22 protein-coding genes and 1 tRNA gene are annotated in these 19,298 nt (G+C 62.9%); 9 read left to right on the top strand and 14 right to left on the bottom strand.

Annotation, left to right across the window (positions count from 1 at the left end):
• Positions 1-201, top strand: a 201-nt coding sequence (locus tag T331_RS0115980) for an IS5/IS1182 family transposase (protein WP_026440514.1), incomplete at its 5' end; no start/stop codon positions are given.
• Between the two features lie 115 nt (positions 202-316).
• Here T331_RS0115980 and T331_RS0115975 read toward each other — a convergent pair.
• The 5 genes from T331_RS0115975 to T331_RS0115955 all read right to left on the bottom strand — a co-directional run bounded on the left by T331_RS0115975 (position 317) and on the right by T331_RS0115955 (position 4,178).
• A complete protein-coding gene (locus tag T331_RS0115975; protein ID WP_008493913.1) occupies positions 317-1,132 on the bottom strand; it encodes a heavy metal-binding domain-containing protein in 816 nt (271 codons plus the stop codon).
• 3 nt (positions 1,133-1,135) lie between these two features.
• On the bottom strand, positions 1,136-2,071 hold the full coding sequence (locus T331_RS18745; RefSeq protein ID WP_051622441.1) for a heavy metal-binding domain-containing protein: 936 nt from the start codon (positions 2,069-2,071) through the stop codon (positions 1,136-1,138).
• Positions 2,071-2,448 (bottom strand): hypothetical protein, encoded by a 378-nt coding sequence (locus T331_RS19285; protein WP_051622440.1) that lies wholly within the window; start codon positions 2,446-2,448, stop codon positions 2,071-2,073. The genes T331_RS18745 and T331_RS19285 overlap by 1 nt, the downstream gene beginning before the upstream one ends.
• On the bottom strand, positions 2,445-3,614 hold the full coding sequence (locus T331_RS0115960) for a toxic anion resistance protein (protein ID WP_211248751.1): 1,170 nt from the start codon (positions 3,612-3,614) through the stop codon (positions 2,445-2,447). Before T331_RS0115960 ends, T331_RS19285 begins: the two co-directional genes overlap by 4 nt.
• A gap of 474 nt (positions 3,615-4,088) precedes the next feature.
• Positions 4,089-4,178, bottom strand: a tRNA-Ser gene (locus T331_RS0115955).
• A gap of 190 nt (positions 4,179-4,368) precedes the next feature.
• Between T331_RS0115955 and rplU the strand changes: the two genes are divergently transcribed.
• From rplU to proB, 4 genes are all read left to right on the top strand, one after another.
• On the top strand, positions 4,369-4,683 hold the full coding sequence (gene rplU / locus T331_RS0115950) for a 50S ribosomal protein L21 (RefSeq protein WP_008493908.1): 315 nt from the start codon (positions 4,369-4,371) through the stop codon (positions 4,681-4,683).
• Between the two features lie 14 nt (positions 4,684-4,697).
• Positions 4,698-4,967, top strand: coding sequence for a 50S ribosomal protein L27 (gene rpmA, locus T331_RS0115945; RefSeq protein WP_008493907.1), 270 nt, complete (start codon positions 4,698-4,700; stop codon positions 4,965-4,967).
• A gap of 90 nt (positions 4,968-5,057) precedes the next feature.
• Complete coding sequence (obgE, locus tag T331_RS0115940) at positions 5,058-6,071, top strand: GTPase ObgE (protein WP_008493906.1); 1,014 nt, start codon at positions 5,058-5,060, stop codon at positions 6,069-6,071.
• Positions 6,068-7,183 (top strand): glutamate 5-kinase, encoded by a 1,116-nt coding sequence (gene proB, locus T331_RS0115935; RefSeq protein ID WP_026440750.1) that lies wholly within the window; start codon positions 6,068-6,070, stop codon positions 7,181-7,183. Before obgE ends, proB begins: the two co-directional genes overlap by 4 nt.
• A 75-nt stretch (positions 7,184-7,258) precedes the next feature.
• On the opposite strand, the gene T331_RS0115930 is transcribed toward proB, so the two are convergent.
• From T331_RS0115930 to trxB, 3 genes are all read right to left on the bottom strand, one after another.
• On the bottom strand, positions 7,259-7,558 hold the full coding sequence (locus T331_RS0115930; protein WP_026440749.1) for a DUF167 domain-containing protein: 300 nt from the start codon (positions 7,556-7,558) through the stop codon (positions 7,259-7,261).
• Between the two features lie 235 nt (positions 7,559-7,793).
• Complete coding sequence (locus T331_RS0115925) at positions 7,794-8,690, bottom strand: LysR family transcriptional regulator (RefSeq protein ID WP_026440748.1); 897 nt, start codon at positions 8,688-8,690, stop codon at positions 7,794-7,796.
• 16 nt (positions 8,691-8,706) lie between these two features.
• Entirely contained in the window at positions 8,707-9,672 is a 966-nt protein-coding gene (trxB, locus tag T331_RS0115920; protein ID WP_026440747.1) for a thioredoxin-disulfide reductase, read from the bottom strand.
• A gap of 165 nt (positions 9,673-9,837) precedes the next feature.
• Between trxB and T331_RS0115915 the strand changes: the two genes are divergently transcribed.
• Entirely contained in the window at positions 9,838-10,815 is a 978-nt protein-coding gene (locus T331_RS0115915; protein ID WP_026440746.1) for an MBL fold metallo-hydrolase, read from the top strand.
• A gap of 53 nt (positions 10,816-10,868) precedes the next feature.
• Here T331_RS0115915 and T331_RS0115910 read toward each other — a convergent pair whose 3' ends face one another.
• Genes T331_RS0115910 through T331_RS0115890 form a run of 5 tightly spaced genes read right to left on the bottom strand, consistent with a single transcriptional unit; the run spans position 10,869 to position 14,921 of the window.
• Positions 10,869-11,252 (bottom strand): RidA family protein, encoded by a 384-nt coding sequence (locus T331_RS0115910; protein WP_026440745.1) that lies wholly within the window; start codon positions 11,250-11,252, stop codon positions 10,869-10,871.
• Complete coding sequence (nth, locus tag T331_RS0115905) at positions 11,249-11,947, bottom strand: endonuclease III (RefSeq protein WP_026440744.1); 699 nt, start codon at positions 11,945-11,947, stop codon at positions 11,249-11,251. Before nth ends, T331_RS0115910 begins: the two co-directional genes overlap by 4 nt.
• A gap of 10 nt (positions 11,948-11,957) precedes the next feature.
• On the bottom strand, positions 11,958-12,581 hold the full coding sequence (upp, locus tag T331_RS0115900) for a uracil phosphoribosyltransferase (RefSeq protein ID WP_026440743.1): 624 nt from the start codon (positions 12,579-12,581) through the stop codon (positions 11,958-11,960).
• 4 nt (positions 12,582-12,585) lie between these two features.
• Entirely contained in the window at positions 12,586-14,217 is a 1,632-nt protein-coding gene (locus T331_RS0115895) for an ATP-binding protein (RefSeq protein ID WP_155992758.1), read from the bottom strand.
• Between the two features lie 2 nt (positions 14,218-14,219).
• Entirely contained in the window at positions 14,220-14,921 is a 702-nt protein-coding gene (locus tag T331_RS0115890; RefSeq protein ID WP_008493894.1) for a response regulator transcription factor, read from the bottom strand.
• A gap of 58 nt (positions 14,922-14,979) precedes the next feature.
• On the opposite strand from T331_RS0115890, the gene T331_RS18735 reads away from it, so the two are divergent.
• The 3 genes from T331_RS18735 (at position 14,980) to T331_RS20095 (ending at position 18,134) form a co-directional block, all read left to right on the top strand.
• Complete coding sequence (locus T331_RS18735) at positions 14,980-15,462, top strand: pyridoxamine 5'-phosphate oxidase family protein (protein ID WP_162173919.1); 483 nt, start codon at positions 14,980-14,982, stop codon at positions 15,460-15,462.
• Positions 15,463-15,529: 67 nt separating this feature from the next.
• Complete coding sequence (locus tag T331_RS0115880) at positions 15,530-17,137, top strand: phosphoenolpyruvate carboxykinase (RefSeq protein WP_026440741.1); 1,608 nt, start codon at positions 15,530-15,532, stop codon at positions 17,135-17,137.
• 136 nt (positions 17,138-17,273) lie between these two features.
• Positions 17,274-18,134, top strand: coding sequence for a hypothetical protein (locus T331_RS20095; RefSeq protein WP_155992757.1), 861 nt, complete (start codon positions 17,274-17,276; stop codon positions 18,132-18,134).
• Between the two features lie 131 nt (positions 18,135-18,265).
• Here the strand turns inward: T331_RS20095 and T331_RS0115875 are convergent, their stop codons facing one another.
• A complete protein-coding gene (locus T331_RS0115875; protein WP_026440420.1) occupies positions 18,266-19,216 on the bottom strand; it encodes an IS5 family transposase in 951 nt (316 codons plus the stop codon).
• Positions 19,217-19,298 lie beyond the last annotated feature (82 nt).

Here is a 19,298-nt window from a genome sequence, read left to right as displayed (position 1 = left end):
GCAACCGCTCAGATCAAGGCTAATCCCAGCCGCGCCATAAGCCCCCCAATCGACTGGAGGCTCTACAAGGAGCGCCATCAGGTCGAGTGCTTCTTCAATAAACTCAAACGCTTCCGCAGAATCGCCCTCAGATGCGAAAAAACCATCAAAGCCTTCATGGGCTTCGTACATCTCGCTTGCGCCATGATTTGGCTACGATGAATGCAGACACGACCTAGAGCCTCAAGCTTTTAGCTTGAGGTTCTAGGTTTTGTTTTAGCGAGCAATTTCATGTGTTTATCTTGACGCTGCCACGCCAATCTAAACACATATTGCTCTAATCGTTGACGGAAAGCACCATCATCGGGTCGGGGATTTTCTCCGGGGCGATTTCGGCCGCCAGAGGCACCACCGCCGTACCAATGGCGAAGAATTCGATGACATGCGGTTGCCAATTATGGCTTCCCTCATGAATATCAACACCCACGACACCCTCCGCCTTCGCCGAAGCCGCCTCATGCTGCATGCGCTCGACGGCGATTTCGCGGGCTTCGTAGAGCGCGGCGGTGAAGTTCTCCAGCTCGACATTCCGCCCCACCGCGCCAAGGCCGGAGAGCACGCCGCGATGCGCCACGTGATAGACGCAGGAGCCCATCACCATTTCCACCGGCCGGTAGCCCGCATGCAGCAGCGACCAGAAATCCTGGCCTGAGAGATCCGAGGTGAACGGCCCGTTATCATGAGCGCGAAAGCCCTTATGGCCCTCGCCATGCACAACCCCGGTGCCGATGGCGATGAACTCAAGAAGATGCTCATCCCATTCCAGCCGCTTGATGGTCAGCTTCACCCCCACAATGCCATCGGCCCCCATGGCGGCGGCCTCGGCGCGCATCCGGCTCATGGCCAGTTCACGGGCATGGTACATGGCCTTGGAGAGCACCTCCATCTCCTGGTTCTTGCCCCAGGAGGAATATTGAACGCCGACATGGTAAACGCAGGAGCCCACGCAAAGGCCAATCGGCTCGAAACCCGCCTTGCGGACCAGCAGAAACTCATTGACCGAGAAATCGGATGTGAAAACGCCGGTGGAATGGGCCGAGGAGCGTAGCCCTTTCAGGCGTTCCTGCGCGTGCAAAGGCAAATTCAAGGTCATGGTTCAGATGGCTCCGTCAGTCTGGTTCGTGGCGTAGGATTGATGGTGCGCGGCAGTGCCGGTCAGGGGCGAGAAGCCGTCGCGCATATCCACCATCATCACGACATCATGCGGCAACTTGGTGCCGCGGCGGGCATCCACCGTGGTCGCCACCACAATATGCCGGGCGAGATATTCCTTGATTTTTTGCTGGCCATAGTCGCGCTCCACCTCAAATATCTGGGAGAAATTGACATGGGCGAGCACACCATTCCCCCGTGGCCGCGCCGTCTCGCGCAGATTGGCGTGCGCCTTGCGGCGCACAATCTCCCACAAGCCGGAAAGCTGGCTGGCTTCGACATTGAACCACAAGCTGGGATTGGCGGCGTAACCGCGCCAGTCACGCAGCCATTCGTAATGGGCGCCGATGGCAATGCCCGTCGGCACGACATCGGCCTCCAACAGCTTCACGAATTCCAGCGCCGGGACGGTGGCGATGATCGGATCGTTCGAGGGCGGCAGGCCTTCCAGTTTTACCGCCGTCCCCGTCAGGGAGAAATCCATGGAGCTGTCCACATCCAGCGGAATGGTGCGCATCTTCACATCCAGCACCGCATTGGCGCCGCAGGCGCGCGCCTCATCCGCCAGGCGTTTCAGCGCCGTCTCCCAGCCCTGCGCGTGGCCCAGCGTCCAGGACCAGCCATAATGCAGCCAGCAGGTGGCGGAGATGGCGGCGATGGGCTTCAGCCCGTGGGAGCGCGCCAGCCGCAGCTCAGCCGGCGTCAGCGTCGCCATCCAGGGCTTACGGCCTTCGACGGTCTCGGTGAGGCGGGCGAGCGTGTCGCGCGGAATCCGCCCGGTCTGCACGCTGTTGAGAATGTCCGCCTGGCGGCGGGCGCTCTGCGCCTCGGCCTGCTTCTGGTCCGCCGTCTTGCCCTTGATGAAATCGAACAGCCCCATCAGGACACCATGAAGGCTTGCAGGGAGGCGCTAAGCGCCTGGGCATGGGCCGAGGCTTTCTCGGTTTCGGCCCGCAGCCGGGCGAACCATTCGGCGGCATCGATGGTCTTGGTGTTCAGCGTAATGCCGCGCACCACCATGGCGATGCTGGCGACCAGATGGCCGTTGACGATCTCCAGCTTGTAACGGCTCTCGCCCAGCTCCAGCGTGACACCGGTGACGGTGCCGGACCTGGCAAACATCCCCTTCTTCTCATGGATCGTGACCTGCCCGGGCAGCGCCTCGGCCAGGCGATGGGCGAAGGCGCCGAGATGGGAGGCGGCATCCGCGGAAAAGCGCCGCAGCCATGCCGCCTGGAGGTCGAAATTCTCGCTCATGTCTCCAACACCCGCGCATTCACCCCCTGCATGCCGATCACCAGCTTGGCGCGGATCTCGGCCAGCTTCTGCTCCCGCGCGGCCTCTTGCGCCGCCGCCTCGCGCTCGATGTCGATCACCTCGTTCATGGTCCGGATGGTCTCATCCGCCACCTGGGCCAGCACATCGATATTGCGTGGATCGCCGCCGCGCGACTGGGCGGCGGTGACGGCGGCGTCATGCGCGCCCTTGGCGGCCAGCAGCGTGATCTGCCGATTGGCCTCATCCAGCTTGGCGGCGGCATCGGCGGCGTTGCGGATTTCCACCTGCACCACCGCCTGGCTGGCCACCGCCATCAGCCGCGGGATGACCACCAGCATGCCGTTGGAAATCTTCAGCATCCGGGTTTCGGCGGCGGCGCGGTTCTGGGCGATGATGGGGATGAGCATGGCGCTGCCCACCAGCGCCTCGCGCATGTCGGCAAGCTTGGCGCGGAAATTCGCGATCCCCGACCGGAAGGCCTGAACCTCGGCGGCATCCGCGGCCTCCTGTGTTTCGATCGCGCGCAGGCCCTTCGCTTCCAACTCCGCTTCGGCGCGATCCAGCGCGATCTGCCCGGCGGCGATGCCAATTTTGAGGTTATACAGCCCCTCCCGGATGGACGCCGCCTGCTGGTCCAGCAGCTGGATGGACACGGCGAGATCGGCCTTGGTCTTGCGCGCCTTGGCCTGCTCCTGGTCCATGAGGGTGAGGAACTGCTTGCGGCTTTCGGCAAAGCCCTGGAAGGCGCTGCGCGCCTGGGCGATGCCGCCGAGCAGTTTGCCGAACAGGCCAGGGCGCTGCACGCCGGCCGCCGCTTCCGCCTGAAGGTCCGAAATGCGCAGGATCTTGATGCCATCAAGCACGGCGGCGGCAATCTGCCCGGCCTCACCGGCATCGCCCAGCCGCACGCCCGAGAGCAGCTGCCGGGATGACGCCGCGATGCCTGACAGCGCGCCCTCGCCATGGGCCATCAGCGAGGTGGAGGACGCGAAGTCGATCTTGGCGGCCTGAGCCTGGGCGGCGGCAAGCTCCTCAGACGGCAGATTCGCAACCTCCACCAGACGCGGCGCCGGTGGTAGGGGCGCCAACGCCTCGGGCAAGGGCGCCGGGAGGGACGGTGCAGGCTCCCCGGCGGGAAGAGACATAGGCCCCGTATCGAACAATGACAGGTCGAGCGGCGAGGATGGCGTTTCAGGCATGCTGCATCTCCAGTGCTGCAAGCATGCTATCACGACCGACGTCGGCCGCAATTCGGAATGACAAAAAGCCGCGACGCTCATTTGGGCCAAGCGGCTCTAGCAGCTCACGCCTTCGGCTCGCGACACCCTCCTCATCGGAAGAGGTAACAACGCCGCCAAGCCTTGCATCCCTGAAACCGCAATATTCGCAAACCCATTTGCGTCCCAAAAGATCGCTCCGGGAAGGGCCACCTTCCTGAATTTTGGCGGCAGGGGCAGCCTTTGGGGCTCTGTCTGGTCGGCGGTTGGAATGACAATGCCGCCATGGTGTTCCGGCATCTTTTCCATGACCTCTGGCGTAACAGTTCGGTGCTACAGTCGGCGGCCAAAAGCCCTGGGAAATCGAGATAATTTAAGCAAATCAAACGCTTAAACGGTCTGTGGCGGAGAGGGTGGGATTCGAACCCACGGTACGCTTGCACGTACAACAGTTTTCGAGACTGCCCCAATCGGCCACTCTGGCACCTCTCCGTGGGTCTCGGCTGGGGGCTTATAGGCAAGGGTGGGGCACACCGCAACAGGCTTGCAAAAAACCAAACCGTGCCGGAAGCAGAATCAGCATTGACAGCGCCCTTGGCCCGGCTATAACGCGCCACTCGTCGCGGCTGGGGTCTCCTGGGCGCGCTCTAGGTTTTGAGTCGACACCTGATTGGATTATACCATGTTCGCAGTCATCCGCACCGGCGGCAAACAATACCGCGTCACGCCAGACGCGGTGCTGAAGGTTGAGAAGCTGGAGGCGGAAGCCGGCAGCACGGTTACCTTCACTGATGTCCTCGCCGTCGGCGGCGAAGGCAGCCTGAAGCTTGGGGCCCCCGTGGTCGCCGGCGCTTCGGTTACCGCCACCGTCATCGCCCAGGATCGCCTGGATAAGGTCCTGATTTTCAAGAAGCGCCGCCGGCAGAACAGCCGCCGTAAGAACGGTCATCGCCAGCACGTCACCGTGCTGCGCATCTCCGGCATCAACGCGGCTTAAAGGAGCACTCACCAATGGCACATAAGAAAGCTGGCGGCTCGTCCCGCAACGGTCGCGATACCGAAGGCCGCCGCCTCGGCCTCAAGAAGGCTGGCGGCCAGGCTGTCATCGCCGGCAATATCCTGGTCCGTCAGCGCGGCACCAAGGTGAAGCCCGGCCTGAATGTCGGCGTCGGCCGTGACCACACCCTGTTCGCTCTGGCGGACGGCAAGGTTGTCTTCACCCGCAAGGCTGATGACCGCGTGCACGTCTCCGTGGAGCCGGTGGCCCAGGCCGCCGAGTAAGGTTTTGGGCCCGCGCCCACCCGAAAAAGCCGGCGCGAGCCGGCTTTTTTTATGCCCAGGCCGCCCCTTTTTTAAGACTGAGTTCCCCCGATGAAGTTCCTCGACCAGGCGAAAATTTTCCTCAAATCCGGCGATGGCGGCGATGGCGTCACCGCCTTCCGGCGCGAGAAATATGTGGAATTCGGCGGCCCGGATGGCGGCGATGGCGGCAAGGGCGGGGACATCATCTTCGAGTCTGTCGAAAACCTGAACACGCTGATCGATTTCCGCTACACCCAGCATTTCAAGGCGAAAAAAGGCGGCAATGGCGCCGGGTCGGACAAGACCGGCGCCGGCGCCCCGCAGCTCGTCATCAAGGTGCCGGTCGGCACCCAGATTTTCGATGATGAGCGCGAGACCATGCTGGCGGATCTCGACAAGCCGGGCATGCGCATCGTGCTTCTGAAAGGCGGCGATGGCGGCTTCGGCAATGCCCGCTTCAAAACCTCCACCAACCGCGCCCCGCGCCGGTCCGACAAAGGCTGGCCGGGCGAGGAGCGCTGGGTCTGGCTGCGCCTGAAGCTCATCGCCGATGCCGGGCTGGTCGGGCTGCCGAATGCCGGCAAATCCACCTTCCTGAAGGCGGTCTCCGGCGCCAACCCGAAAATCGCGGATTATCCCTTCACCACCTTGCACCCGCAGCTCGGCGTGGTGCGGCTGAACATGTCCGAGGAATTCGTGCTGGCGGACATCCCCGGCCTCATCGAGGGCGCGCATGAAGGCATCGGGCTCGGTGACCGCTTTCTTGGCCATGTCGAGCGTTGCGCGGTGCTGCTGCACCTCATCGATGGCGCGGCCGGCGGCGTGGTGGATGCCTGGCGCACCATCCGCGGCGAGCTGGAAGCCTATGGCGGCGGGCTGAGCGAGAAGCCCGAGATCATCGTGCTGAACAAGACCGACGCGATGAGCCCGCGCGAGCTCTCCTCCCGCAAATCCGCTTTGGCGAAAGCCTCTGGCGCGAAGGTGATGAGCATCTGCGCCGTCACCGGCGAGGGCGTGCGCGAGGTGCTGCGCGCTTTGCAGGATGTCATCAACGAGGCCAAGGCGGAGCGCGCCGGGGCATGATCCCCTCGCTGAAATCCGCCAAGCGCATTGTCATCAAGATCGGCTCGGCGCTGATCGTCGACCCCGAAACCGCCGGCCCGCGCGAAGCCTGGCTGCGTGGCGTGGCGGCGGATATCGCCGAGCTGATGGCGCATGGGGCGGAGGTGATCGTCGTCTCCTCCGGGGCCATCGCGCTCGCCCGTCGGCAGCTGGGGCTCAGCGGTGCCAAGCTGCGGCTGGATGAGAAGCAGGCCGCCGCCGCCGTCGGCCAGATCCGCCTGGCCCAGGCCTGGGCGCAAATCCTGGCGGAGAAAAACCTCACCGCCGCGCAGCTGCTGATCACGCTGAGCGACACCGAAAACCGCCGCCATTACCTCAATGCCCGCGCCACCCTCGCCACCCTGCTCTCGCTGGGCTGCGTGCCGGTGATCAATGAGAACGACTCGGTGGCCACCGCCGAGATCCGCTATGGCGATAATGACCGGCTGGCCGCGCGCGTCGCCGAGATGGTGCAGGCCGACGCGCTGCTGCTGCTCTCCGACATTGACGGGCTCTACACCGCCGACCCCCGCAAGGACCCGGACGCCGCCCATATCCCGGTGGTGGAGACGCTGACGCCCGAAATCATGGCCATGGGCGGCGAGCCGCCGCCGGGCTATTCCTCCGGCGGCATGCGCACCAAGCTGGTCGCCGGGCAGATCGCCACCCAGGCCGGCTGCGCCATGGCGATTGCCATCGGCAACCGCGAGAACCCGATCGCCGCCGTCGCCGCCGGGGCGAAATGCACCTGGTTCCTGCCCGCCCCGGAAGGCCGCTCCGCCCGCAAGAGCTGGATCGCCGGCCACCTCGCCCCCGCTGGCACGCTGACCATCGATGACGGCGCTGCCCGCGCTTTGGCCAAGGGCTCCTCGCTGCTGCCGGCGGGCATCCGGGCGGTCAACGGCGCCTTTGAGCGTGGCGATCCGGTGGACGTGCTGGCGCTGGATGGCACCCGCATCGCCCGCGGCCTCACCGCCTATTCCAGCCAGGACGCGGCGCGCATCGCCGGCCATCGCTCCGAGGATTTCGAGGGGCTGCTGGGGTTTCGGGGGCGCGATGAGGTCATCCACCGCGATGATCTGGTGATTTTCTAGAAGCAGACGTGGGGACTTTTTGAAAAAAGTCCCCACACCCCCAAAAACTTTTGTGACCTTCCGGCCCGGGCGCTTCTATAATTCGGGCACGGGCACCGAGGGCGTGATCAGGAAGCGTTTTTCGCGGCTGGTCTGGCCGGCCACCAGCGTAATCGTGCCGGGCTTCACCCCCAGCCACGCCGCCAGCGCCGCGATGATCGCCTCATTCGCCTTGCCATCCTCCGGCGGCGCGTTCACCGCCACTTTCAGCCGCGCCTGCGGCCACCCAGGCGCCGCGGCCGCCGGCACCACCGGGCCAATCGCCACCCGCCTCGCCCCCGGCTGCGCCTTCACCGCCAGGCTCAGCCCCCGGCTCGTCTCATCCCAAAACCGCATCTCATCCTTCGGCACGAAAAAAAACCCGCCAGCCAATGGCCAGCGGGTCAAGTCAACAGGGAGGCTTCACGTCTGGGAGACGTTGGGACCGAAGTCCCACTCCAACCCCTCTCGGGACTGGATATGTTGTATATAAGCCACATCAGAGATTTTTTAAGTGTGAAAATCGTAACCCTGTTGATCTTGTGTAACATGGTGTAGCAGCGCCCCGGACGACTCCAGGGCGCGCCTCACTTCAGCCCTTCACGCCGTTGCGTTCCGCAATAGAATTCACCAGGAAGTCACGGAAAACCGCGACGCGCTTGGAGTTCCGCAGCTCTTCCGGATAGACGAAATACATATCCACCGGCGGCTTCTTCACATCCGCGAGCAGCGGCACCAGGCCGGAGGAATCGCCCACCAGATAATCCGGCACCGCGCCGATGCCGATGCCGGCCCGGATGCAGGCAAGCATCGCCTGCAGCGAGTTCACCTCCAGCACCCCGCGCCGCGCCGTGCCATCCTTGCGGCCCAGCTCGCCCAGCCAGTTCACATCCGGCACTGGCGGCTTGCGGTCGCCGAACAGGATCAGCTTATGCTTGTCCAGATCGTCCGCGCTCTCCGGCGTGCCATTCGCCTTCAGATAATCCGGCGAGGCCCAGATCTGGCTGCGGATCTCGCCCAGATGGCGCTGCACCAGGTCCGGCTGGCGGGGCGGATGCATGCGGATGGCGACATCCGCCTCGCGCATCGCCAGATCCAGGTCGGTATCATCCAGCAGCAGCGAGACGGTGACATCCGGATGCGCCGCGAGGAAATGTTTCAGCCTTGGCGCCAGCCAGGTCACGCCGAAGCTGTGGGTGGTGGTCACTTTCAAGCGCCCGGCCGGCTTTTCCTTGCTCTCGGCCAGCAGCGCCTCGGTCATCGCCAGCTTGGCGAACACCTCGCGCACGGTGCGGTTCAGCGCCTCACCCTGCTCGGTGAGGATCAGCCCGCGCGCATGGCGGTGAAACAAAGGCACCGCCAGCGCCTCCTCCAGCGCCGAAATCTGCCGCGACACGGCGGACTGGCTGAGATTCAGCGTATCCCCCGCATGCGTGAAGCTGCCCGCCTCGGCGACAGCGTGAAAAACCCGAAGCTTGTCCCAATCCATTTTTTGTCCGGTCATTTTATGCCGCCTCGCTGACGTGCAGAGGAATATGGCTCAGAAACTTCTCGACCTCCAGCGCCGCCATGCAGCCGGTGCCGGCCGCCGTCACCGCCTGACGGTAGATCTTGTCCTGAACGTCGCCGGCCGCGAATACGCCGGGGATGGAGGTCTCGGTGGTGCCGGGACGGGTGATGATATAACCCTCATCATCCAGCTGCACCTGGCCGTGGAACAAAGCGGTGGTCGGCGAATGGCCGATGGCGATAAACACGCCATCCACCTCGATCTGCCTGGCCTCACCGGTCGTCGCATGTTTCAGATTAAGCCCCGTCACCACCGCCGGGCTGGCCGTGCCGGTGATCTCCTCGACCACATGATCCCAGATGATCGAGATTTTCGGATTCTCGAACAAACGCTGCTGCAAAATCCGCTCGGCGCGCAAGCTGTTGCGGCGATGGATCAGCGTGACATGGCTGGCGTGATGGGTGAGGTAGAGCGCCTCCTCCACCGCCGTATTGCCGCCGCCGACCACCGCCACCTTCTTGCCGCGATAGAAAAACCCGTCGCAGGTGGCGCAGGCCGAAACGCCGCCGCCCTGGTAGGTCTTCTCGGACTCCAGCCCCAGCCAGCGCGCCTGCGCGCCGGTGGCGATGATCACGCTCTCCGCCTCGAACACAATCCCGCCATCGGTCTCGGCGATGAAGGGGCGTTTGGAGAAATCGACCTTGGTGATCAGATCATACATGATCTCGGTGCCGACATGCTCGGCCTGCTTGGCCATCTGCTCCATCAGCCAGGGGCCCTGGATGGGATCGGCGAAGCCGGGATAATTCTCGACCTCCGTGGTGATGGTGAGCTGCCCGCCGGGCTGCAACCCGGCCACCAGCACCGGGGCCAGATTGGCACGGGCCGCGTAAATCGCCGCCGTGTAACCCGCCGGGCCGGCGCCAATGATCAAAACCCGGGTCTTTTTCACCTCAGTCATCGCTGCTGATCCACAATCCTTATAAGTCCCGGATTACATATCCGTTGCGTGCGCGCCGATACAAGGTATCTAACACGGCAGACGGCGCCAAAACCCGGGATAACTGGCTGTAACAAGACGTTTCCGGCTATTTAAGTCGTTCGCGCGCTTCCCAATATCATGCAAATGCGCTCTTCCGAAACTGATCATTTCAACGGTACATATTTTTTCAATCCCGAGGCCGCGCCGCAGACCGGCAAACGCAGCCGGGGCGGGATGATGCGAATCCTGCGAGCCAGGATGACCAGAAACCCGGCCCTCTGGGCGCAATGGCCGGAGCGCATCGAGAACAAACCCTACCCGGCGCCGGACCCCGCCACACCAAGCGTCACCTGGATCGGCCATAGCTCCTTCCTGGTCTGCTTTGGCGGGTTAACAATGTTAACAGACCCGGTATTTTCGGAGCGCTGCTCCCCCGTACGCTTCGCCGGGCCAAAGCGCGTGCGCGATCCCGGCCTGCGCATCGCGCAGCTGCCGCCTATCGATCTGATCCTGCTCTCGCACAATCATTACGACCATATGGATCTCGACTCGCTGCGCCAGATCCGCAAGCGCTTCCCGGCGGCGCATCTGGTCACCAGCCTGGGCAATGCCGCCTTTCTGAAGCGCGCCCAGCTCCCCGGCGCCACCGAGCTGGATTGGTGGGAGAGTGTGACCGTGCAGGGCGCGCATATCGCCGCTGCCCCCGCCCGGCATTTCGCCGCCCGCACCCTATGGGACCGCAACCAGACACTCTGGGTCAGCTTCATGGTCAATTATCACGGCCATAAGCTCTATTTCGGCGGGGATAGCGGCTACACGAAATTCTACACCGAGATCCATCGCCGCCTCGGCGCGCCGGACCTGGCGCTGCTGCCCATCGGCGCCTACGCCCCGCGCGAGGTGATGAAGAGCGTGCACATGAACCCCGAGGAGGCGGTGCAGGCTTTCAGCGATCTGCAGGCCAAGCGCGCCGTGGGCATGCATTTCGGCACCTTCCAGCTCACCGCCGAGCCGATCGACGCGCCGGAGAAGGAGCTCACCCTGGCGCTGGCCCAGGCCGGGATTTCACCGGATCGGTTCTTCACGCTGGATGTGGGGCAGAGCGCGCCGCTCTGGGGTTAACCCCAGCGTTTTTCGCCGCTTTTTTAAAAAAAAGCGGCACCAAAAAACTTTTGCTAACCCCTGCGCACCGCCATCGCCGTCACTTCCACCTTCATCGCCGGGTCCATCAGCGCACTCACCCCCACCGCGCAGCGCACCGGATAGGGCTTGGCGAAAAACCGGCAATAGACCTCATTGAAGGCCGGCCGATCCGCCATGTCGGTCAGATAGATCGTCAGATGGATCACATCCGCCAGCCTGCCTCCCGCCGCCTCCAGCGAGGTCTTCAGGCAGGTCAGCGTCGCCTCGCTCTGCGTCACGATATCGCCCAGCTCCAGCTCGCCATCCGGGCGTAGCGGGATCTGCGTGGTCACCAGCAGATTGCCCAGCCCGGCCACGTCCGAGGAGATCGCCGTCTCGTCGGTATCTTCCAGGAAATAAGGTTCGGTCTGGCTCATGGCGTCGCTTTCAGCCCGGCGGGGGCGGTGGGTTTGGGTTTGAAGCTGCACCAGGGCGCGCCGGCGCAGCGCCAGCATTCCGGCTTGCGCGCCTTGCACACATAGCGCCCGTGCAGGATCAGCCAGAGATGCGCCGGCTTCAGCATCTCTTTCGGGATGCGCTTCAGCAGCCCCTCCTCCACCGCGCGCGGGGTGGCGCCGGGGGCAATGCCAGTGCGGTTGCCGAGGCGGAAAATATGCGTGTCCACCGCCATCGTCGGCAGGCCGAAAATCTCGTTCAGCACCACATTCGCGGTCTTGCGGCCCACCCCGGGCAACGCCTCCAGCGCCTCGCGCTCGCCGGGCACCTCACCGCCATGGCGCTCCAGCAATTGCCGGGAAAGCGCAGCCGCATTCTTCGCCTTGGCCTGCCAGAGGCCGATGGATTTGATATGCCGGCCAATCCCCTCCGCCCCCAACGCCGCCATCGACGCCGCATCGGGTGCTGCCGCAAACAAAGCCGGTGTCACCTTGTTCACCGCGATATCGGTGGTCTGGGCCGAGAGCATCACCGCGATCAGCAGCTGAAACGGCGTGCCATACTCCAGCTCCGTGCGCGGATCGTCATTCCCCGCGGCGATGGCGGTGAGAAACGGCGCCACGTCCGCCTTCTTCATCGGCTTGGAGGGCGCGATCTCGCCCGGCTTGGCGGTCATCAGGAGGCGGTCATTTGGTGCCGAACAGCCGGTCCCCGGCATCGCCCAGCCCGGGCAGGATATAGGCATTCTCATCCAGCTGCCGGTCCAAAGCGGCGGTATAGATCGGCACATCGGGATGCGCCGCCTCGAAATGCGCCACACCTTCCGGCGCGGCCAGCAGGCAGACGAATTTCAGCTGCCGCGCCCCGGCATCCTTCAGCTTCCGCACGGCGGCGGCGGCGGAATGGCCGGTGGCGAGCATCGGGTCCACCACCACGCAGAGCCGCTCCTCCAGCGCCTCGGGCACCTTGAAGTAATATTCCACCGGCTCATGGGTTTCATGGTCCCGGTAGAGCCCGACATGGCCAACACGCGCCGCCGGCACCAGATCCAGCATCCCGTCCAGAATTCCCGCTCCGGCGCGCAGAATCGAGATGAAGCAGAGCTTCTTGCCCTGCACCTGCACCGCCTGCATCTCCTCCATCGGGGTCTGGATGGTGATCGGCTCCAGCGGCAGGTCGCGCAGCACCTCATAGGCCAGCAGCAGCGAAATCTCCCGCGCCAGCCGACGGAAGCCGCCGGTGGTGGTCTCCGTCTTGCGCAGCAAGGTGAGCTTATGCTGCACCAGAGGATGGTCGATCACGCTCAGCATCGCTTCACTCCCCCGCCTTAGGCAGCCGGATGACGAAGCGCGCCCCGATCACGTGGCCCTCCTCGTCCCGGCGGTTTTCGGCCGAAATCCGGCCCTGATGCGCCTCCACGATCTGCCGCGAGATCGACAGACCCAGCCCGGAATGGCTGCCGAACTGCTCATTCTGCGGCCGCTCGGAATAGAAGCGGTCAAAGATGGAATCGAGCTTGCCGTCCGGAATGCCCGGCCCCTCATCCTCCACCGAAAGCTCCACCAGCCCGCCGGTCAGCCGCCCCCGCAGATAAATCCTGCCCTCCGCCGGGCTGAAGGAGATCGCATTGCCGATCAGGTTGCGCAGCACCTGCACCAGCCTTGTCTCGGAGCCGCGCACCAGCAGATCGGCCGCCGGCACGTCCACCTCCATGAAGGGCGCGCCCACCTTGCGGGTGGCGTCGTGGATCTCCGCCAGCGTCGCCAGCAGCCGCGCCATATCGACAATCTCATAGCGGCTGCGCGACAGCTCCGAATCCAGGCGCGAACTGTCTGAAATATCGGTGATCAGCCGGTCCAGCCGCGAGACATCCTGGTTGACAATGGCCAGCAGCCGCGAGGCCCGGGCCGGATCCTCCACCCGCGTCAGCGTTTCCACCGCCGAGCGGATCGAGGAGAGCGGGTTCTTGATCTCATGCGCGACATCGGCGGCGAATTTCTCAATCGCATCCATGCGCGACCAAAGCGCCTGGGAGGTGCCCTCCAGCGTGCGCGCCAGCGTGCCGATCTCGTCATTGCGGCCGGTCACCGCCTTGGGCAGCGTCTGCGCCCCGGCCCGGCCCTCGCGCATGCGCTGCGCCGCCGCCGCCAGGCGCGAGATCGGGCTGGCGATGGTGCGCGAAAGGTAGAACGAGACGATGACGGTGAGCGCCAACGCCAGGGCGAACAGGAGCAGAATGGAAATCCGCACCGCCAGCACCGCCGCATCCACCTCGGAGGCCTCGCGGGTGAGCAGCACCGTGCCCACCGATTGCTGCCCATGCTCGATCGGCTCCGCCACCGTCACCAGCAAAATCCCCTGCGGGTCGCGGCGCACGAAAGGCGGCGCCTCCTTGCCCTGGGCGGCGTTGGTCATCTGCAAAACCGTGCGCGCATCCGGCTGCCAGCCCAGCGTGTTCGGGTCCTGCCCGGCGCCGGAGCCGATCACCCCGGATTCATCCTGGTTGCCGGTCACCGAGCCGGAGAGATGGTCATAGATGAAGGAAATCACCCGCGAGAACAGCCCTGGCGGCGGCGGCGCCGAAAGCGGCTCCGTCACAATCGCCCCGCCCGCCCCCGGGTGCACCCTGGAATTGGCGATCAGCTCGCCATCCGCGCCATAAATCAGCGCCTGCGCATTCGGCGTCGGCTCGGTCAGGGAATAAAGCAGCGGCTGCGCCAGGTCCGCATTCAACGCCGGCTGGTTGTTGGTCTCCTGCACCGCCGTCTCGGCGATCGCCCCGGCATAGATCCGCGCCTGCTCGCGCAGCGCCGACACCTCGGCGGAGAGCAGCCCCTGCTGATACTGGTCCAGATACAAAAGCGCCGCGAAGATCAGCACCAGCGGCAGCAAATTCACCAGGAGAATGTCGCGCAGCAACCGCGACAGGCGGGTTTTCCGGGCCAGCTTCAGGCGTCCTTATAGCGATAGCCGATGCCGTACAGCGTCTCGATCTGGTCGAACTCGCCATCCACATTGCGGAATTTCTTGCGCAGCCGCTTCACATGGCTGTCGATCGTGCGGTCATCCACATAGACATTCTCGCCATAGGCGGCGTCGATCAGCTGGTCCCGGCTCTTCACCATGCCCGGGCGCTGCGCCAGCGCCTTCACCAACAGGAACTCCGTCACCGTCAGCTGGATATCCTTGCCCTTCCACAGGCATTGATGCTTGGTCTCATCCAGGCTCAGATCGCCGCGGGTCAGGATACTCGCCGGGGTGGCGCCGGTCGCCTCCGCACGGGTCGATTCATGCCGGCGCAGCAGGGCGCGGATGCGCTCCAGCAGCAGCCTCTGGCTGAACGGCTTGGTGATATAATCATCCGCCCCCAGCCGCAGCCCCATCAGCTCGTCCAGCTCGTCATCCTTGGAGGTGAGAAAAATCACCGGCAGCGCCGAGCGGGCGCGTAGCTTCTGCAGCAGCTCCATCCCGTCCATGCGCGGCATCTTGATATCCAGCACCGCCAGATCCACCGGCTTGGCCAGCAGCGCCTGCAGGGCGCTTTCGCCATCGGTATAGGTGCGCACCACGAAGCCCTCGGCCTCCAGTGTCATCTGCACCGAAGTGAGGATATTGCGGTCGTCATCGACCAGGGCAATGGTTTGTTTCATCGTGCAGACCCAATCAGTGGCGGTTATGGCCTTTCTGCCGCCAGGGAGTGACCGGATTATGGCAGTAAATCAAGAGCAAAGACTTCAGGACGCCGCGCAATTGCTCCTTACCGCCCGCAGCGCCACCTTGGCGACGGTGCATGAGGGCATGCCGCACGCCGCTTTGGTCACCCCGGCGCTGGATGAGGACGCCCAGCCCCTCCTGCTGCTCTCCAACCTGGCCGTGCATACGCGCCATCTGCGCGCCCACCCCGCTTGCGCCCTGCTCGTCACCGGCACCCCTGCCAGCGACAACCCGCAAACCACCCCGCGCCTCTGCCTGACCGGCGAGGCCAGGGCGCTGCCGGACAAATCCAAGCGCGAGATTTTCCTGAAAACCCACCCTTACGCCACTCAGTATATAGACTTCGCAGACTTCACCTTCTGGAAGCTATTTATTTTAGGCTCAAATTATGTCGGCGGTTTTGCGAATGCGTCATCTTTCCAATTCGCCGCGCTGCAAAATCAGATTTTCAAATCCGCCATGCGCCCGCCCGGTTGAATCTCCGGCGTGACGCGCATATGAACCATCGTGCATATCCGCGTTTCCAGAAGGAATAGCCCAGCCGATGACCGATAAATCCGCGCTCCGCGATGCCGCCCCGCTGAAAGGGACGGGCGTGCGCCTCGCCGCCGCCTTGCATGCCAACCTCACCGCCCCGGGCCTCACCGCCCACGCGCTGCGCAAGGGCGAAGCCCGCCTCTCCGCCGAGGGCGCGCTGATCGTCAAAACCGGCATCCATACCGGCCGCTCGGTGGCCGACAAATTCGTCGTCGACGAGCCCGAGACCACCAACGACATCTGGTGGGGCAAGATCAACCAGCGCCTGCCGCGGGACAAATTCGCCGTGCTGAAGGGCCGCGTGCAGGCCTATCTGCAGGGGCGCGAGCTGTTCACCCAGGATCTGTACGCCGGCGCGGACCCGGACCACCGCATCCGGGTGCGCCTGGTCACCACCGGCGCCTGGCACGCCCTCTTCGCCCGCAACATGTTCATCCGCCCGGCCGAGGGCGAGCTGGCCGGGTTCGAGCCGGATTACGTCATCCTCCACGCCCCGGATTTCGAGGCCGACCCGGCGCTGGACGGGGTGAAATCCTCCACCGCCATCGCCCTTTCCTTCGCGGAGAAGCTCATCGTCATCGCCGGCACCGAATATGCGGGCGAGATCAAGAAATCCATCTTCACCGTGATGAACTGGCTGCTGCCCGCCAAGGGCATGCTGCCGATGCATTGCTCCGCCAATATCGGCCCGAATGAAGATGCGGCTCTGTTCTTCGGCCTCTCCGGCACCGGCAAGACCACCCTCTCCTCGGACCCCACCCGCCGGCTCATCGGCGATGACGAGCATGGCTGGGGCCCGCATGGCGTGTTCAATTTCGAAGGCGGCTGCTACGCCAAGGTGATCGACCTTTCCGAGGAGAACGAGCCGGAAATCTGGGCCGCCTCGCACCGCTTCGGCACGGTTCTGGAAAATGTGGTGGCGGACCCGCGCGGCCGGCTGGACCTGACCGACCGCACCCTGACCGAAAACACCCGCGCCTGCTATCCGGTCGAGTTCATCCCCAATGTCGAGCTTTCCGGCCAGGGCGGCATGCCGAAAAACATCATCATGCTCACCGCAGATGCCTTCGGCGTGCTGCCGCCGATCTCGCGCCTCACCCCGGCGCAGGCCATGTACCATTTCCTCTCCGGCTACACCGCGCGCGTGGCGGGCACCGAAAAGGGGCTGGGCAGCGGCGCCCAGGCCACCTTCTCCACCTGCTTCGGCGCCCCCTTCCTGCCCCGCCACCCGCAGGTTTACGGCAAACTGCTGCAAGCGCTGATCAAGCAGCACGGCGCGCATTGCTGGCTGGTCAATACCGGCTGGAGCGGCGGCGCCTATGGCGTCGGCAAACGCATGTCCATCAAGCACACCCGCGCCTTGCTGAACGCCGCCCTGAACGGTGAGCTCGACCATGTCGACTACCGCACCGACCCGTTCTTTGGCCTCGCCATCCCCGTGCATGTGGACGGCGTTCCCGACGAGGTCCTCGATCCCCGCCAGGCCTGGTCCGACAAGGCTGCCTACGACGCCGCCGCCAAGGGCCTGGTGCAGCGCTTCATCGAGAATTTCGAGAGCTTTGCCGAGCATGTGGACGAGGACGTGAAAGCGGCGGCGATTAAGAGCGCCGCGTAACGACGTTTTTTACAAAACCGGGCACATTGCCCGGTTTTGTTCCTCATCATAATAGATCGTAATAGCCAATCGACATCTTTCAACATAATATCTACTGCTGAATGGCAGCAACAGATATTATTTGATGGTGTTTAGCATGTATGATCGACCTGATTCTCTATTTGCTGGCACTTCGTCATACGATTTTTCTCGCAGCGCTATACAAAAAGCACTAACAGAACTGCGTCAATTTGACGAAAACACCATACTATCTTTCTCCAAAGAAGATTTGATTGATAAAATCTTGGCTTCAAACCAAGTCTTTGTTCCTACTCTTCAACCCGATGACACAACGATTGAGGAAAGAGAGATAGCTCAAGAAGTAAATAGCTATACTTATGATGTGTTCCTAGACAGAGGCCACGGGCGACATACTATCCAAAGGCACATCGTTACTTTCCATGTCCCTTTTTCTGGCGACGCGCATATTTTCAACATCGCTCCATCACAACGATCAATCCCAGGTCCAAGCGCAAAAATAGTAGGACAAGAATTATTGATCGCATTGACCACAAACGGGCGTACACCAGAACAACTTAAGTCTGATTACGAAAAAATTTTAACGAGTATTAATGTTCATTTGAACAGACTTCGTCACGAACTTCAAAATATCCCTCAACAGATCCAGCCTCCTGCCTCGCAATATATCGAACAAAGAAAACCTGAACTTCTAACGTCAAAAAGTTTAGTAGCTTCTCTTGGATTTCCTATGAAACGTCGACCAGATGCTCAACCGACGTATCGGACACCTGATATTAGACGAAAATTAACGCCGCTCAATCTACCAGCATCGCCCCCCTTTAAACCCGAACCCACACTGGAAGAGGCAGAGTATACTCACATCCTAAACGTAATGGAGAACATGACAAAAGTGATGGAACTCAGCCCTCAAACGTTTTATGGAATGGGCGAAGAAGATATTCGACAGCACTTCTTGGTGCAATTAAGGCATCTCTGAATAAGGGTTGATTTTCAGGCCCGGCATTTTTGTCCGTTGGCGGAACGTCATTGGCGACGTCTTGGCTGATTGGTTTCGTTTGTATTGCCTGCTGAGGGCATTGAACCGCCGCATTTTTGCGGCTTGGCCAATCAGACGGGCATCAACTGTCTTCGGATCATGAACAAGTTGGCCAAAGAGCAGGCAACAAACAAGCGCTGGGCGTTCTTCTCCAGCCCTCGATAACGCAGCTTGGTGAACCCGAACACGCCCTTGATCACCGCGAAACAGTGCTCGACCTTGGCCCGCACCCGGGACTTGGTGCGGTTTCGCGCCTTTTGCGCCTCGTCCACCATGCCGCGATGCCGGTAGCGCCGGTTGGTGAAGTCCTTGGCGCGCGGGGCATGTTCGCGAATGACGTCGCGCTGGCCGCGGTAAGCCTGGTCGCCCCAGACGCGGGTTTCCTCGCCATGCAGCAGATCGCCCAGAACTGCGCTGTCATGCACGTTCGCCGCCGTTGCCACCACCGCGTGAATGATCTTGGTTTTGCTGTCCACGCCCACATGCGCCTTCATGCCGAAATACCATTGCTGTCCTTTGCGGGTCTGGTGCATCTCCGGATCGCGCCGGCCGGACGCATTCTTGGTCGAAGACGGTGCCGCGATAATCGTCGCGTCTACGATCGTGCCCGTGGATATCCTGATCCCGCGCGCTTCAAGGTGAGCATGAACCTGCTCAAACAGCACCCGCCCGAAATCGTGCACCTCCAGCAAGTGGCGGAATTTGCAGACCGTCGTCTCGTCGGGGACAGGCTCCTGACCCAGGTCAATACCAACAAAACGGCGCATCGAGGCCGATTCGTAAAGCGCTTCCTCAACCGCTGGGTCAGACAGGTTGAACCAATGCTGGAGAAAATGGATGCGCAACATCCGTCCAAGCCCAACAGGCCGGCGGCCCTTCCCGGCCTTCGGGTACACAGGCTCAATCAACGCGTAGAGATCGCCCCAGGGGATGACCTGCTCCATCTCCGCCAAAAATGCCGCACGCCGCGTCGTCTTGCCGTAACGCTCAAAGCCAACTCCGGCAAAGCTCGACTGACGCATGCAACCCTCTCCCCGCAAAAAAAATAGAGTGTAAGAAATGCCGCCGTTGCCCTTCAAGGTCACTTATTCAGAGGTGCCTTAA

Origin of the sequence: Acidocella facilis ATCC 35904, from assembly GCF_000687875.1 — a bacterium.
Taxonomy (GTDB): domain Bacteria; phylum Pseudomonadota; class Alphaproteobacteria; order Acetobacterales; family Acetobacteraceae; genus Acidocella; species Acidocella facilis.
Note: the sequence above shows the minus strand (reverse complement) of the source record. Positions and strands in the feature narration are given on the sequence as shown.